Raw genomic sequence first — 15,690 nt, 5'->3', positions numbered from 1 at the left:
GGATTCAACTTATCATAATGGGGCGCATTGCCGTCTATAAATCTGACGGCACCGTCAACAACCGCCTGTCATATTCGGAGATGACTTCCATGGCTGCACGCGGGTCCCAAGAAACCATCAAGAGAAAAGAACTTGTCGGCAAGCTGAACCCGGTTTGTCTGAAAGCGTTTTCCGAGGCCGCGCAGGCGGCAAAGCGGCGCGGCAATCCCTATGTCGAACTGGTGCATTTCATCACCGCGCTGGCCGATACCGAGCGTTCGGACATGGCGATCCTGCTGGAGGCGGCGGGCATCGACCGGCATCGTTTCGACGGTGATGTCTTGCGCGCCACCGACGCGCTGCCGCATGGCGCCGGATCGGTCGAGGAGTTTTCGGACCACATCTTCCGCGCCATTCAGGAAGCCTGGAGCTATGGCTCGCTGGAATTCGGCGACGACACCGTGCGCTCGGCCTATGTGCTGCTCGGGGCGCTGCAGGTGCCGGTGCTCGAGGGGCTGCTGTTCAAGATCAGCCTTGAATTTGACAAGATCGACCCGGCGGCGATGTCGGGGCAGCTGGACGATCTGCTGGTCCAGTCGATCGAGCGGACCAGCACGGCCGAACCGGCCGAGGCCAAGCCGGGCCGGCCGAAACCCGGCGGCAAATCGGCGCTGGACCAGTTCGCCACCAACCTGACCGCGCGGGCCCGCGACGGCAAGATGGACCCGGTCGTCGGCCGTGATGCGGAAATCCGGCAGATCGTGGATATACTGCTGCGGCGCAAGCAGAACAACCCGATCCTGACCGGCGAGGCCGGCGTCGGCAAGACCGCCGTGGTCGAGGGTTTTGCCCAGAGGCTGGCGCGTGGCGACGTGCCGCCGCAATTGCGCAATGTCGAACTGCACATGCTGGATATCGGGTTGATGCAGGCCGGCGCCAGCGTCAAGGGCGAGTTCGAGAAGCGCCTGAAATCGGTGATCGACGAGGTGCAGTCCTCGGACGTGCCGATCATCCTGTTCATCGACGAGGCGCATACCCTGATCGGCGCGGGCGGCGCGGCCGGCACGGGCGATGCGGCCAATCTGCTGAAACCCGCCCTGGCGCGTGGCGAATTGCGCACCATCGCCGCCACCACCTGGGCCGAATACAAGCAGCATATCGAACCTGACCCGGCGCTGACCCGCCGCTTCCAGACCGTCAAGATCGACGAGCCTGACGAAACCAAGGCCGTGCTGATGTGCCGTGGCATCGCCGGGGTGCTGGAAAAACACCACAAGGTCGAGCTGCTGGACGAAAGCATCGAGGCGGCGGTGAAGCTGTCGCATCGCTATATCCCCGCCCGGCAGCTGCCCGACAAGGCGATCAGCCTGCTGGACACCGCCTGCGCGCGGGTCGCCGTCTCGCAGCACGCCACCCCGGCCGAGGTCGAGGACCTGCAGCGCCGGCTGATGGCACTTGAGATCGAGCAGGGCATCATCGATCGCGAGGAGGCGATCGGCATCGAGGTGGCAGAGCGCCGGGCCGAGGTCGAGGCCGAACTGGCCAAGGCGCAGGCCGCGCTGGAGGCGGCGAATGCCCGATGGGAGGCCGAAAAGGCGCTGGTGGGCGAGATCCTTGATCTGCGGGCGTTGCTGCGCCGGGCGGGCGCGCGGCTGGACGATACCGGCGATCTGGGCGATGCGGGCGAGGTGCTGGCCGAGGGGGCAGGGGCGCCGCACCCCGACGCGCCAGCCCCCGATGTGTCAGCCCCCGACGCGCCAGCCGATGACGCCCCGGACGCGGCCCCGGCTTTTGACCGCGCGGCGACGCTGGTGACGCTGAAACAGAAGATGGCCGAGCTGGTGCAGGCGCAGGGCGAATCGCCGCTGATCCTGCCTTCGGTCGACAAGGCGGCGGTGGCCTCGGTGGTGCAGGACTGGACCGGCATTCCCATGGGCCGGATGCTGGCCAGCCAGACCGAAAAGGCGCTGGCGCTGGCGGTCAACCTGGCGCAGCGCGTGGTCGGGCAGGATCACGCAATGGAGATGATCGCGAACCGCATCCAGACCTCGGCCGCCGGGCTGAAATCGCCGGAAAAGCCGGTGGGCGTGTTCATGCTGTGCGGCCCTTCGGGCGTCGGCAAGACCGAAACCGCGCTGGCCCTGGCCGAGCTGATGTACGGCGGCGAGGACAACATGATCTCGATCAACATGTCCGAATTCCAGGAAGCCCATACCGTCAGCACGCTGAAAGGCGCGCCGCCCGGCTATGTCGGCTATGGCAAGGGCGGCATCCTGACCGAGGCGGTGCGCCGCCGCCCCTATTCCGTGGTGCTGCTGGACGAGGTCGAAAAGGCCCATCCCGATGTGCATGAAATCTTTTTTCAGGTCTTTGACAAAGGTATGATGGATGACAGCGAAGGCCGACGAATCGATTTCAAGAATACGCTGATCCTGCTGACCTCGAATGTCGGGTCCGAGGAGATTATGGCGATGACGGTGGACGGAACCAGCGCCGCCGATCCTGACGAGTTGAACGCGGCACTGCGCGCGCCGCTGCTGAAAGAGTTTCCGGCCGCGCTTTTGGGCCGGGTGGTGACGATTCCCTATTACCCGCTGTCGGACGTGATGATCGAGGCCATCGCCGGACACAAGCTGCGCGGCATCGGCAAGCGATTGGCCGAGGGTTACGGCGCGGAACTGGTGATCGGCGAGGGCGCGATGCAGGTCATCAAGGACCGCTGCTCCGAGATCGAGTCGGGCGGGCGGATGATCGACGCGATCCTGACCAATACGCTGATGCCGGAACTGAGCCGACATATCCTGAACTATCGGCTGGAGGGTAAGGAGTTGCGGAAGGTCACGGTGAATGGGGGGGAAGGGGGTTTTGGCTATGAATTTGAGTAAACCGATGATGGGCTTTGGGGAAAGGCTTGTGACATGAGCGGGGGGTACAACAAAAAATTCGTCACGAAGAAGGAGGCTTTCGTCATGGAACACGTGTTTGTCGGGGCTGTCCGACCAGACGTGCTTCCAACCCAAAGCGGTATTTTCAGGTTCAGTATTCAGGATTCGGCAAGCTTCAAGGGTTGTCTGGAAATTGTCGAGCGCGCTGAAGGCAGCGGTGGCATTGAGGCCTATTGGCTGCCTTGGGAACCGGGAAGGGTCGTTTCGATAGATGTGGCCAAAGACGCAAAGTTCTTCTTCACAAGCCGTCTGGACGGTTGCCAGTTCCGCGCGGCAGCCCTGGACGGCAAGACTGTCAAGATGATGCATGTCGCCGGAGACCGTACGGGAATTGGCACGACAACCGAAACGCGCAACACCGCAGCACAGGAAGAACTCAACGACAAAAAAGCATGGGGTCGATCGCGCGCCCTGTCCATGTCGATAGAACCCGGCCAGGAAGGGCCGTATCGGCAGGTCGGATATGGCGGTGATATCTCATGGTGCAACGTATTTGGTTTCAGGTCAGGCAAAGCTTGGCATATCTGGTATCAAACTTGTGAGTACAATAAGGAAGAAAAGCGGGTGCAAATGAACACTCAGAAGCTGAGTTACAGTTTGGGATGATCATTGGTCCCGATCTGTGAGGATTTCCGCATCAAACCCGCCCCCCCGCCACTGCTCCAGCGCCGCATTGAAGGCCGGTCCCGGCTGTCCATCCACATCGCTGGCATAAAGCCCCGCCGCCGCCAGCCGCAACTGCACCTGCGCGATGGTGTCCTTTGACCACTCGGCCGCATTCCGGGTCAGGTCCGCCAGCACCGCGCCGCCATCCTCGGCCGCGCCGCGCAGCAGCAGGTTCGCCGCCTCGCCCGGATCGCGCGCGACGCCGCGCCCCTCGTCCAGCAGGATCGCCGCCGCGCGATAGCTGTCATATTCGCCGTCCCGCGCCGCGCGGCGGAAATAGTCCAGCGCGTCCCCGGGCTTGCCGACCGCACCGTCCTGCGCCAGCACGCCCAGATTGAAGGTGGCCTTGGCCGAACCCTCATCCGAGGCGCGGCGCAGCAGCGCGATGGCGCGGTCGGCATCCTTGGGCAGGTCCTTGCCCTCGAACAGCGTGACGGCCAGGTTGATCATCGCATCCGAGCTGCCGCCGGCCGCCGCCTGTTCGTAAAGCGCCATCGCGCCGGGAATGTCCTGCGCCATGCCGTTGCCGCTTTCCTTCAACTGCGCCAGGCTGACCATCGCCCGCAGATCGCCCCGCGCGGCGGCGGTCTGATACAGATCGATGGCGCGGGACAGATCGCCCGAGGCCGCCGTGGCCCGCGCCAGCAGCGCGATGTAATGCGGCAGGTTCGGCGATTGCGTGACCGCCGCCGAACAGGCCCGGATCGCGGCCACGGCATTTTGCTGCAAGCGCTCATAGGGCACGCCGGAATTGCCGGCGGTGGCGTCGCGCGGATGCGTGGCCAGCCGGTCGCATAGCGCCCCGGGGGTGGTGTCATCCAGATCGGGCAGCAGCGCCAGCAATTGCCGGGCCTCATCGGCATGGCTGCCCTTGGGATAGCGGTCCAGATAGACCTGCAGCAGCGGCCGGATGCGGCTGCGCTGCGCCAATGTCCACAGCTTTTCCGCCTCGGCCTCGGGGTTCGTCATGTCGAGCGACCGGGTCCGGGTGCCGGTTTCCAGATAGGCCAGCGCGTCGCCGACATGCGCGCCCTGCGGATAGCGGTCAAGGTAAAGCGACATCAGCGCCTCGTCCCGCAGGCTGGAGGCGACCTGATAGAACAGCGATTCCTCGGACAGGCCGGGCGGGCTGGTGTCAAAGGCGAATTGCCGGGTCAGCGACGAGTTTTCCCACGGGACCTGCTGGCCGCCGGTCGCGGTCATCACGTCGCGCCGCACGGCGATCATCAACTCGGATATCTGCTGGCCCGGCGTGTAAAGATGATTGAGCAGCGCCCCGGTGAAAAAGCTGTTCCGCCCGGTGCCGTCATAGGCGACGTTGCCGGGCTGGGTGGCATAGACGAACAGGAAATCCGCTTCGGTCCCGATCCGCGCCAGACCGCTGCCAAGCGCCGGATCGCCCGCCAGCGTCGCGCCAAAAGGATTGTCGCGGCAGGCGTCCAGAATGACCAGCTTCAGCCCCTTTGCCTGGCCCATCGCCCGCAGGATGTCGGTGATGGCGACGGTCTCGGTCACGGCCTCGGTGGCGCGGGTGATCGCGGCATCGGTCGGGATCAGATAATTCTGGCCGCCGACCTGAAAGCCGTGCCCCGCATAGTAGAACAGCGCCACATCGGCATCGCGCGCGGCCTCGGCGAATTCGCCGGTGGTCCGCAGCATGCCCTCGCGCGTGAGGTCGCGGCCAAGGATGACGTCAAAGCCCAGCCCCTCGAGCGCCACCGAGATATCCAGCGCGTCGTTCCTGGGGTTCTCGAGCGCGCCGACCGCCTGATAGTCCGAATTGCCGATGACCAGCGCGACACGCCCTTCGGCCAGGGCTGTCCCGGCGCCAAGCCACAGCGCCACAAGCAGGACAAGGACCGCCGGACCGCCCCGCCACATCAAAGTCCGATGGCCCGCGACAGTTCGATATTGACGCTGTCGACGGCCTTGACGACGCGCGCGGCGGTTGCAGTCTGGATGCGGGCAAGCTCCGGGTCCTCGGCCCGAACCAGCGTGATCGCCTTGCGGATTTCGTTCGAGGCGGTGGCGACGGCGCCGCGTGCCTCGTTGATGGCGTCGCGGCGGATGGCGGCGCGTTCGACATCGCTTGAGGCGCTGGCCAGGCGCCGCTCGGCGCGGAGGCGGGCCGCGTCGACATTGCGGCGGGCATCGCGCACGATCTGGGCGACATTCTCCATGCCGGGCGGCAGATCGGTCGAGATCTGGTCCAGCTTGTTGGCGAATTCGTTCAGCGCGTCCGACAGGCAGGCAAGATAGCGGCTGACATCGGTGTCGTTCTGCGAGCAGGAATCGGCGGCGATCTCCAAGATCGTCGAGATGTCGTCCACCGCTTCAAGCGTTTCGGCGGCCCTGTCTGTCACGTCCACCGTGGTGCCGCCCGGGTCCGGCGGGGTGCTGTTGGGTGTCTCGACCACGACAACGGGATTCGCGACGCTGCCGCGCGGATCCGAGATGGTGCCGCCGGGGTCCCAGGGCGGGGTGTTCGGGCCAGGTCTGTTGCCGTCCGGGTCGGGGAGGACGTCGGGTGGGTTCGGAAGGCCGGGGACCGTCTCCATCGGCGGGCGCGGGAAGACGTCGGGAATGACGTTGGGACTGGCGCCGGGAAGCACGCTCAGCGAGCCGGCAGTATAGGTGATGGTGTAGTTTTCCAGCCCGCTGCCCGTCGCCCCTCCGGCGGTGATCGCATAGGGGCTGTCGGCCAGCGAGGCGCCGGGAAGCGCACCAAGGCTGGCCAGCTCGACCCGGTCGACCCGATCCGACAGAAGCAGCCCGGAGGTGGAAAACTCGGTTCCGTTGAAGGTCAGGCTCTCGCCGAACCGCTTGGAAAGGTCATTCGCGGTGATGGTCAGCGCGGCGCGATCAACCGTCATCTGGCCGTCCAGATAGGTGATGTTGTAATTCGACAGCCCCTCGCCCGAGGCGCTGCCGGCATTGATCACATAGGGTCCGCCGGCCACGCCGGCCGTGGCAACGGCGCCGGTGCTGGTCAGCGCGACACGGCTGACCGCATCGTCGAACAACAGCCCCGAGGTCGTGAACTCGGTGCCCGCGAAGGAAACAGTCTGGCCATAGGTCTTGGAGAGGTCATTCGCGGTGATGGTCAGCGCGGCGCGATCGACCGTCATCTGGCCGTCCAGATAGGTGATGTTGTAGTTCGACAGCCCCTCGCCCGAGGCGCTGCCGGCATTGATGGCATAGGGTCCGCCCGCCACATCTGCGGTGGCGGCGGCGCCGTCGCTGGTCAGCGCGACACGGCTGACCGCATCGTCAAACAACAGGCCGGTGGTCGTGAACTCGGTGCCGGCAAAGGACACACCCTCGCCATAGGTCTTGGTGATATCGCTGGCGGTGATGGTCAATGCCGCGCGGTTCACGGTCATCTCGCCGCCGACATAGGTGATGGTATAGTTCGAAAGTCCGTCCCCCGAGGCGTTGCCGGCATTGATGGCATAGGGCCCGCCCGCCACATCGGCCGTGGCAACGGCGCCCGCGCTGGTCAGTGCGACCTGATCCACCGTGTCGTCGAAGAACAGCCCCGAGGTCGTGAACTCGGTGCCGGCAAACCCGACCGCCTCGCCATAGGTCTTGGTGCGGTCGCTGGCGGTGATGGTCAGCGGCGCCGGGGTGATGCGGTAGCTTGCCGACAGATCGACGACCCGGTAGCGCTGGCCAAGCAGGCTGGTCAGCGCGGCCGTGGCCAGCGTGAACCGGCCGGTGCCGACATTGATGTCGGGGAAGGCGATGCTGTCAAAGACCGCATCGGTATCCAGCGTATCGCCTTCGGGGGCGAAGACATAGGCCAGGGGCCCGCCCGAGACCGTGCCATCGGTCGAGGCGCTGCCCGTCAGCCCGTATTGCACGGTAAGGGCATTCGGCCGGGCAAAGACCACGCGGTCGATGGAATATAGCGCCGGATCGGCGCCGGTGTCGCCGGGTGCCCAGGTCGTGGCGAAATTCCAGCCCTGCGCCCCGGCCACCGCCATGAAGGCGGCGGTGTTGTGGAAGGTGGCGGTGCTGAGGGCGGTGCCATAGCCGGGAAGCGTGCCCGGTGCCTGCCCGGACCGGCCACGGTCCCAGAAGGATGCGCTCACCGTGGTTGCCGGCCCCCCCCCGCCCGTAAGCGAGTTGTCGTTGTGTCCGATCAGGCCGCCGACGCGTGTTCGAATGTTTCCCCCCGCAGGCGCGCCCGCCTCGACCGCGCCGACGGAATAGGTGTTCCTGATCGCGCCGCCGAAAGTGGCACCGACCAGTCCGCCAACGTCCTGCATGAAGCCCGAGGTCGCGTCGACGTCGCCGTTTGCGTAGCTGTCGATGATGACCCCGCCGCCATTGTTCCGTCCGGTATGACCGCCGGCATAAAGCCACTGCTCCTGGGTGACGGCCGTCACCGTCCCATGCGCGGCGGTTCGGGTCATCTCGGGGACTGCGTCGCCCATAACCGTGTTCAGGCCAGCGAAGCCGCCGATCGACGTATCCGAGACGTTCGACCCTGTGGCTGCGCTGTGAGAGAAAAAGACGTTGCCGCGGCTATAGGCGTCGGTGATGCTGCCGCCATTCTCGCCGACGAAGCCGCCGACATGGGCACTGCCAAGGCCGGTGGCGGTTACCCTGACATTGCCGGTTGCGTAGGCACGATCGATCGTGTTGCCCTCGGCATTGGTCCCGACAAGGCCGCCGGCGATCATCGGCGCCTCAAAGGAACGGCCTTCGCCGCCGTTATATTCGATACGGACATTGCCGGTGGCAAAGGAATCGCTGATCGCGCTTTGGGCGATGCCCACCAGCCCGCCAAGGGTTGCCTCATTGCTGGTCATCGCGCCACTGGCTGCGGCGCTGACGACATAGCCCGAAGCGCTGGAGGACGAGATGGCGCCAGAACTGTCGCCGACCAGCCCGCCGGCTACAAAGCGCGCGCTATCGGTGAGATCGCCGCGAATATTCGCCGACGATCTTGCCTCGGAAATGGTCGCGCCCTCGGTCAATCCGGCGATGCCGCCGGCTGCGGTCTGCCCCTCACCCAATGCCAGCACATTGCCGGTGCTGGTGACCCCGGTGATCAAACCGTCCTCGCTATAGCCGACGATGCCGCCAATCCGGGCTGCGTAATCCCCGCCAGCCAGCGAATCCATGGTGGTGGAGTCGCGCACCGTGCCATCAAAGCGGGAATCGGTGATGCTGCCTCCCTGCAACTCGCCGACCAGCCCGCCCAGGGATCTGGTGGAAGAAAAGGTCGAGCGCGCTGTGCTGACCAAGCCTGCGGCCGACACGTTCTCCAGCACCGTATCGCTTGCGTAGGCCACCACGCCAGCGGCGATAGTTTCGCCGGTCACGGAAAGCGCCGTCAGGTCCAGATCGCGGATTTCCGCTTCAAGGGTGTTATAAAACAGTGCTGCGCCGACCCGATTCACATAGAGTCCGTCAATCGTATGTCCGCGCCCGTCCAGCGAGCCGGTGAATACGCCATCAATGCCACCGATCGGCTCAAACCCGGCAATTTCCTCGCCGAAATCGTTCCATCCCGAGGTGCCGGTGGCGTCGATATCGGCGCCAAGGGCGAAGTGCATACTGGCATGGCCGAGCGCCGCCATGCCTTGCAGTCCGTAAACATCGGTCAGGATATAGGGATTGGCCGCGGTCCCGGCTCCGCCCGTGGCGCGCAGGAAGGTCGCGCTGGCTTGCTCGACCCGGAAATCGTTTGCGTGAAATGCGGGCAACACGGCGCTGAGCTGTGACCAGCTTCCGGCGTTCAGTTGGAACCTGTCGACATCGATCGCGCCGGTTGCCGAGATATCTCCATCTGCCGTCAGGTCCAGGCGTCCATTCAGACCGGTGATGTCGCCGCTGATGATGATATCGTTGGCTGCCCGCATGGTGAACGTCGTGGCGGCCGTCCAGTCGATATCCGCAGAGATCGTGATGTTTCCCTCATCTGGGCAAGAGGGACAGACAGCATTCGTGTCAAGCGTCAGACCTGCAACAAGCGCAAGCTGGGCCTCGGCCGTGGCCTCGCTCATTGTGCCCGGGATGGACAGGTTCTCCGGATCCAGCAGCAACTGGCCCCAGTCGCCGCTGCGCGCCCGCAGATCCGCCAGGCCGTTATAGCGAAGGTCGCCGTGGCTTGAGACCTCGACAAAGCCGCCATCGCCGGATTCGCTGCCGCCGCGGGCCGAGATGCCGCCGTTGAATAGCGTGCGCTGATCTGACCACAGTACGATGCGACCGCCATCGCCGCGGGTCAGCCCGTCGGCCCGGATCCGGGTGTCGGCATCGACGGTCAGGGTGCCGGCGCGCTGCATGTCGCCATCGCCGCCGAAATCCCCGCCGACGCGGATCACCCCGCCGCCTGCGTTGCCGCTGGCATCCAGCGTTGCGCCCGCCAGCGCGATGCGTGCGCCGGTGATGTCGATGCGGCCGCCCGAGGGCTGCGGCGGCCGGGCCGAACTGTCCGGCGACAGATCGAGCGATGGCGGGGCCGCGCGTGTCGAGACCCTGCCGCTGACCCGCACCGTGCCGCCCGCGCCACCGCCCAGCACAATGGCGCCGTTGCGCAGCGAAACCGAGCGCGCTTCGGCGACGCCCGACAGGTTGATCGCCTGGCGCGCCGCGTTGCGCGCGGTCGCGGCCTTCAGCTCGATCCGGCCGCCATCGGCCGACAGCCGGCCGGAATTCGTGACCAGCGCGCGCTGATCGCCATCATCGCCCGAGGGCAGCGTCACCTGCAGGAAGCCGTCGCCCGACAGATCCAGCGTCGCGCGCTCGCCTGCGCCCAGTCCGATCCGGCCCAGCGGTGCGCTGATGGTCCCGGAATTGTCGACCCGCCCGCCGATCAGCGCGGCATAGCCGCCGCGGCCGACCGAAATCACCCCGCGGTTCGTCACCCCGGCCGATCGGCCCTGGCCGCCATAGTTCAGCCGCCCCGCGTTGAAATCCTGGTCCGAGATATCCAGCGTCGAAGCGACAAAGCCGCCCCCGGTCTCGACCCGGCCATTGCGTCCGATGAAGATGCCGTTCGGGTTGACGATATGGACCTGGCCATTCGCGGTCAGCCGGCCATAGATATTGCTGCCGGTATCGCCGGTGACGCGGTTCAGGATGGCGCTGTCGCTGGAGGGCTGCCGGATATCGACCGAGGCCCCCGTGCCAATCGAGAAGCTGTTCCAGTTGACCACCGCGCGATCCGAACCCTGCGTGATCACCATGGTCTGGGTTCCGGGCGTGGCGATTCCGACGCTGCCGCTGACGACATTGGCGCCGGTGGGCAGGGGATCGGCCAGACCGATGGCCGGTACGGCGACGATCAGCGTGCAACAAAGCAGCGCCGCCTTCAGGCGTCTGCCACGGTCAGAACCGGAAATTTCCCGAAAGGCTGAAGCGTGTATTGTCCGGGCCATCGTCCCGCTCTCCCCTGCCATATTCGATTCTCAAGGAACTTGACCGATACCGTGAACCGCTCTGCGACAGCAGATCGAGGCCGATGCCATAGGCATGGGCATTCTCGCTTGACGATTCCACGACGGTCGGCCGCTCGATCGACACCGATCCCGCGCCGGCGAAGACATAGGGGCTCAGCATCAGTGGCATGCCGCTGATCGCGACGCTGTGCGGATAGGAAAGTTCGGCGCGCACGACCCAGCCGCTGTCGCCGCGCAGCGCCCCGGTGTCAAAGGCCGACAGCTCCCCCGGCCCGGCGATGCTGAACTGTTCCGATGTCAGCAGCGGATCGCCGAACGAGGTCTGAAACCGACCGGTCAGGCCAAGCGCGAAGCGCTCGCGGATCGCCCGCTGATGCATGACCGAGCCCGAGAGCTTGGTGAAGACCGCATCCGCCCCCTGCCGCGACAACGGGGTGCCGCCCCGGGCCTCGTCGGCGGTGCGGGCGCCAAGCGCGTCCACCCCGTGCGACAGGATCAGTCCGGCCTCCGACAGGTTGCCATCGGCATGGTTATAGGACAGCGTCGTCGCCGCCCGCAAAATGGTCAGCCGGTCCTCGAAGATCGGCAGGTCGAACCCGCGCAGCTTTTGCCGGTCGCGCTGCCGGTCGATGATGAACTGGCTGGTCAGGTTCATGGCCCGCGACCGGATCCAGGGATAGATGACCCGCAGCGACTGGCGGTCGAAATCCGACCGCGTCGGCACATCGTCATTGTCGGGCGTGGTGTCGCTGGAGGTCACTTCGAGATTGAAGGCAAGCCCCGAGGGGCCGGTCGGGACCATCGCGCCCAGTGCCAGAATGCGGTAGCGCGGATCCTCGGAAAAGACCCGCTCGGGCGAGGCGGAGAACCGGCCGTAAAAGGTTTCGCCATAGCCCAGCGGGCTGTTCAGCTCGAAGCCGGAATTCAGCACGAGGCCGTTCAGATCGTCTGGCGCGATGCTGCCCAGATCGGACGGCGCGAAATTGTCGAAGCCGATGAAGCCCGTCACCTTACGGAATTGCGGATCCAGCGCGATGACCGTGCCGCCGGGCCGCTGGCCGGCCGCAAGCGCCGAGCCAAGGGCCACGCCCGAGACATCGCCCGCCAGCAGCAATTGCCGCTCCAGCTCGGTCATGGTCAGACCCTTCTGCCCGACCAGCGGCCCGGTCAGGCTTTCGATCCGCCGGCGGACCTCGGGCGGGACACGCGAGGTGTCGACCGTCTCGACAAAGCCGTCGACCACCTCGACCCTGAGCCTGCCGCCATCGCGCAGCGTCTGCTGCGGCAGCACCACCCGCGTCAGGGCAAAGCCGGCCTTGGCATATGAGGCCTCTAGATCGGCGGTGGCGTCAAAGAGCTCCGAAACCGGGATCCGCCCGCGCGTCAGCCGCGCCTCGAAGGCGGAATTGGCGGCTGCCATCTGCGGAAAGGCACCGTCGATGCTTACACCCGACAGGGTAATGCCGATCTGCTCGGAGCCGGGCGGGGCCTGGGTGCCGGTCTGACCGGTAAAAACCACCGAGCCCGACAGGTTGCGCAGCGGCGGCTGGAAGGATTCGGGCGTCACCGAGCTGGCGGTCTGCGCCTGGGCCGAGGGCGAGACCAGCCCCAGCGTGACCGCCGAAACAATCGCGGCGCGTCGCCAGAATGCAGCGCGATTAAAACCGTTCGCCTCGGCGTCGGGCATACTCTTTCCTCCCACGGTATAAGCTCAGAGGAATAAAATCTTATTCAGAGTATCGTGATATTGTTCGATGTCTAGCGCGATATTTCAAAATGCGTGATGCTGTGGCGGGATTTCCGAATTCGTGGATATGGTCATTGCGGCAGGCGGTCCGATATGCGCCCGCGCAACGTGGTGACGAATTGCGAATATGGTGAAATATCGGATTCGACCGGGCACGGGTTTCAAGAATACTGCATTGTTCTGTCCCGGCGATCTTTGGCCCGGCCAGATCTAGGAAATCCCGGATATCGCCGCCCTGCATATTCATTGGCGCCTCGGGTGGCAGGGCAATGGGCGCGGCGCAAACGTCTCCTGTTCGGGGGTGTCGTATAAGCTGCGGACTTCTTTGGTTTACTGATTCGGTATTTTGATACTGCGCCAGAAAATTTCGGTCGCCGTGTACAATTCCCCGACCGCGCGGTCTGCGGGGCAGGGGGTATTCCGTCGTCTCAGCTGAGGGCCTGGAACTCGACCCGGCGGTTTTCGTCGGCGCGCGGGTCGTCCTGATTCAGCGGGAAACGCTCGCCCAGTCCAAGGGTCTCCAGCCGCGAGGCGGTTATATTGCAATCCTCGACCAGATAACGTGCGACTTCCTTGGCGCGCAGGACGGACAGGCGTTCATTATAGGTATCCGTGCCGGCAGTGTCGGTATGGCCGACGATCCGGAACAGCTGCACGTCGCTGAGTTTCATCGCCTGACAGATCTTGTCGAGCCGGGGTTTCTGATCGTCCGCCAGCGCCGCGCTGTCAAAGCCGAACTTGATCTGCAGATTGACCTGCAATTCGGGGTCCAGTTGGCCAAAGACCAGCGGTGCCGTGGTCGTGGTCGTGGTTGCGGTCGCCGCGACCAGCGGCTTGTTCGGGTCCATCGGCGTCGTGTCGGTGCTGGTCGGGGCATCCGTGCTTGCGGTGACCGACACGCCCTGCTGCGGCGCGGTTTCGGCGGCATCGACGCCCTCGACCGCGATCAGCTTCAACCCGCGGGTCTGGCCAAGCCCGCTTGATTGGGCCTCGTGAAAGATCTGCTTCTGCTTTTGCCAGGCGCCCAGCACCTGATCGACCGACAGGTCATCCTGCGCCAGAGCCGGAGCGGTCCCGATCAGCGTCGTGGCAAGGGCAGAAAAGATGAATCTGGCGCGCATGACGAAACCCCAGCGGGAAAAAGTTTTGTGGCAACCCTCGGCTAGGTTATCATCAATTGCGATGCAGTTCAGCCAATTTCCGAGGCACGGATGATACTGACGCCTTTGCCGCGCAATATGTGCCGCCAATGTCCGAACCGATAACCCGGCCGCCGCCGCTTCACTCGGTCGCCGCGCCGCCGGTATTCCGCGGCAGCGGCGTGACCCATGCCGGGCAGGTGCGCGAACGCAACGAGGACGCGATCCTGACCGATCCCGCCGGGCTGCTTTGGGCGGTGGCCGATGGCATGGGCGGTTATGGCCATGGCGACATGGCCTCGGACATGGTGATCGACCGGATCGCGGTGCTGTCCGACAGCGCGCTGGCCGCGCCCGGCCTGCGCATGCAGATCGAAGAGGCGAACCGCGCGATTCTGGCCAAGGCGGCCGAGCCGGGCATGAATGCCATGGGGGCGACCGTGGTGGCGGCGATGATCCAGAACGGGGTCGCGACGATCGCCTGGGTCGGCGATTGCCGTGCCTATCTGTGGCGGCGGGCCGGGTTGCGGCTGCTGACCCGCGATCACACCGTCGTGCAGGAAATGGTCGATCAGGGCCTGTTGCGCGACGAGGCCCGCGAGGCCCATCCCGAGCGTCACGTTGTCACCCGCGCCGTCGGGGCCGAGCCCTCGGTCGAGGTCGATACGCTGACGCTGCCGCTGGTCGCGGGCGACCGGCTGTTGCTGTGTTCGGACGGGCTGACCGTCTGCCTGCACGATGCCGACATTGCCCGGATCGTCGGCGGCGCCGGCGAGCCCGTCGACCTGTGCCGGGCGCTGGTCACCGAGGCGCTGGTGAACGGCGCCCCCGACAATGTCTCGGTGGTCTGCATCTTTGCGCAGGGGCAGGCGGCATGAGGCAGGGCGCGCTGATCGGACCGATCATCATCGCCATCGGCCTTGTGATTGCGGCGATCGCGTTTGCCGTGGTCGGGGCCCTGCTTCAGACCGCCGATGGCAGCGCCGAGCTGCGGCTGAACCGCAACGAGGCCGAGCTTGCCCGCCAGCGCGGCGAGATCGACACCCTGCGCACCGATCTGCGCGACGCCCAGGTCGAGATCGACCGGCTGTCCGAGGAAATGGCGATGCAGGCCGCGCGGCCGCAGGCGATGCCGGTGCCGGCCGCCTCTGAGGTGACGGTTGCCGCCCCCGATGTCACCGGCGATGACGGGGTCGAGGATCACGGCGGCGTCGATGCGATGACCGAGGTAATGCGGCTGGCCAAGGCGCGGTTCAACAAGGGCGTCACCCAGCCCGGCAACCGGGTCATGCTGGACCTGCTGGGCCATCCGCGCGACAGCTATTCCGCCGATTGTCAGCCGGTCACCCAACCGCGCCTGAAATCGCTTCTGGAAACCCGCCAGATGGGGCCGATCACCGTCACCATGATCCGCCCGGCGCTGGATAGCGTCGAACGGATTCTGGCCAAGCTGCAAAAGACCGAGCCGGAAATCTACACCGCGCTGGGAACCGCTGGCGCGCTTTGCGCGCGGCTGATCCGCGGCTCCAGCAGTTCGGTCTCGAACCATTCCTGGGGCACCGCGATCGACCTGAAGCTTGAGGGCCAGCTGGACGGTTTTGCCGATGGCGGCACGCAGTTCGGGCTGCTGCTTCTGGCCGAGCTTTTCAACGAGGAGGGCTGGTTCTGGGGCGCGACCTACAGCCGCGAGGACTCGATGCATTTCGAGGTCGGGGTCGAGACACTGCGCAAGTGGCAGGCCGAAGGCAAGATTTGAGCGATGGCAGGCAGCGCGGCACAACCTTCCCCATTTGACCGCG

The 15,690-nt window shown here is 65.5% G+C and carries 8 protein-coding genes; 4 read left to right on the top strand and 4 right to left on the bottom strand.

Annotated elements, in window-relative coordinates; all coding sequences use genetic code 11:
* The first annotated feature begins 89 nt into the window (after nt 1-89).
* Together tssH and DFP89_RS02240 are read left to right on the top strand one after the other, a co-directional pair.
* On the top strand, nt 90-2,864 hold the full coding sequence (tssH, locus tag DFP89_RS02245; protein WP_114347815.1) for a type VI secretion system ATPase TssH: 2,775 nt from the start codon (nt 90-92) through the stop codon (nt 2,862-2,864).
* 33 nt (nt 2,865-2,897) lie between these two features.
* Nucleotides 2,898-3,530: a hypothetical protein gene (locus tag DFP89_RS02240; RefSeq protein ID WP_114347735.1), complete on the top strand. Its 633-nt coding sequence runs from the start codon at nt 2,898-2,900 to the stop codon at nt 3,528-3,530.
* Here DFP89_RS02240 and DFP89_RS02235 read toward each other — a convergent pair whose 3' ends face one another.
* From DFP89_RS02235 to DFP89_RS20645, 4 genes are all read right to left on the bottom strand, one after another.
* Nucleotides 3,531-5,471, bottom strand: coding sequence for a caspase family protein (locus tag DFP89_RS02235; protein ID WP_114347734.1), 1,941 nt, complete (start codon nt 5,469-5,471; stop codon nt 3,531-3,533).
* Complete coding sequence (locus DFP89_RS02230) at nt 5,471-10,984, bottom strand: MBG domain-containing protein (protein ID WP_181870212.1); 5,514 nt, start codon at nt 10,982-10,984, stop codon at nt 5,471-5,473. The genes DFP89_RS02235 and DFP89_RS02230 overlap by 1 nt, the downstream gene beginning before the upstream one ends.
* Nucleotides 10,935-12,692, bottom strand: coding sequence for a ShlB/FhaC/HecB family hemolysin secretion/activation protein (locus tag DFP89_RS02225; protein WP_114347732.1), 1,758 nt, complete (start codon nt 12,690-12,692; stop codon nt 10,935-10,937). Before DFP89_RS02225 ends, DFP89_RS02230 begins: the two co-directional genes overlap by 50 nt.
* Before the next feature lie 488 nt (nt 12,693-13,180).
* The gene (locus DFP89_RS20645; protein WP_245948568.1) at nt 13,181-13,873 is read right to left on the bottom strand and encodes an OmpA family protein; all 693 of its coding nucleotides are present in this window, start codon (nt 13,871-13,873) and stop codon (nt 13,181-13,183) included.
* Between the two features lie 128 nt (nt 13,874-14,001).
* On the opposite strand from DFP89_RS20645, the gene DFP89_RS02215 reads away from it, so the two are divergent.
* Both DFP89_RS02215 and DFP89_RS02210 read left to right on the top strand, forming a co-directional pair.
* Nucleotides 14,002-14,769 (top strand): PP2C family protein-serine/threonine phosphatase, encoded by a 768-nt coding sequence (locus DFP89_RS02215; RefSeq protein WP_114347731.1) that lies wholly within the window; start codon nt 14,002-14,004, stop codon nt 14,767-14,769.
* Nucleotides 14,766-15,647: a M15 family metallopeptidase gene (locus DFP89_RS02210; protein WP_114347730.1), complete on the top strand. Its 882-nt coding sequence runs from the start codon at nt 14,766-14,768 to the stop codon at nt 15,645-15,647. Before DFP89_RS02215 ends, DFP89_RS02210 begins: the two co-directional genes overlap by 4 nt.
* The last annotated feature ends 43 nt before the right edge of the window (nt 15,648-15,690 follow it).

Origin of the sequence: Paracoccus lutimaris, from assembly GCF_003337565.1 — a bacterium.
GTDB classification, from domain to species: domain Bacteria; phylum Pseudomonadota; class Alphaproteobacteria; order Rhodobacterales; family Rhodobacteraceae; genus Paracoccus; species Paracoccus lutimaris.
Note: the sequence above shows the minus strand (reverse complement) of the source record. Positions and strands in the feature narration are given on the sequence as shown.

Bases quoted from the DNA above. Each gene is read 5' to 3' on its own strand.
- DFP89_RS02210 (WP_114347730.1), top strand. From the start codon at position 14,766: ATGAGGCAGGGCGCGCTGATCGGACCGATCATCATCGCCATCGGCCTT.
- DFP89_RS02240 (WP_114347735.1), top strand. From the start codon at position 2,898: ATGAGCGGGGGGTACAACAAAAAATTCGTCACGAAGAAGGAGGCTTTC.
- DFP89_RS02225 (WP_114347732.1), bottom strand. From the start codon at position 12,692: ATGCCCGACGCCGAGGCGAACGGTTTTAATCGCGCTGCATTCTGGCGA.
- DFP89_RS20645 (WP_245948568.1), bottom strand. From the start codon at position 13,873: ATGCGCGCCAGATTCATCTTTTCTGCCCTTGCCACGACGCTGATCGGG.
- DFP89_RS02230 (WP_181870212.1), bottom strand. From the start codon at position 10,984: ATGGCCCGGACAATACACGCTTCAGCCTTTCGGGAAATTTCCGGTTCT.
- DFP89_RS02235 (WP_114347734.1), bottom strand. From the start codon at position 5,471: ATGTGGCGGGGCGGTCCGGCGGTCCTTGTCCTGCTTGTGGCGCTGTGG.
- tssH (WP_114347815.1), top strand. From the start codon at position 90: ATGGCTGCACGCGGGTCCCAAGAAACCATCAAGAGAAAAGAACTTGTC.
- DFP89_RS02215 (WP_114347731.1), top strand. From the start codon at position 14,002: ATGTCCGAACCGATAACCCGGCCGCCGCCGCTTCACTCGGTCGCCGCG.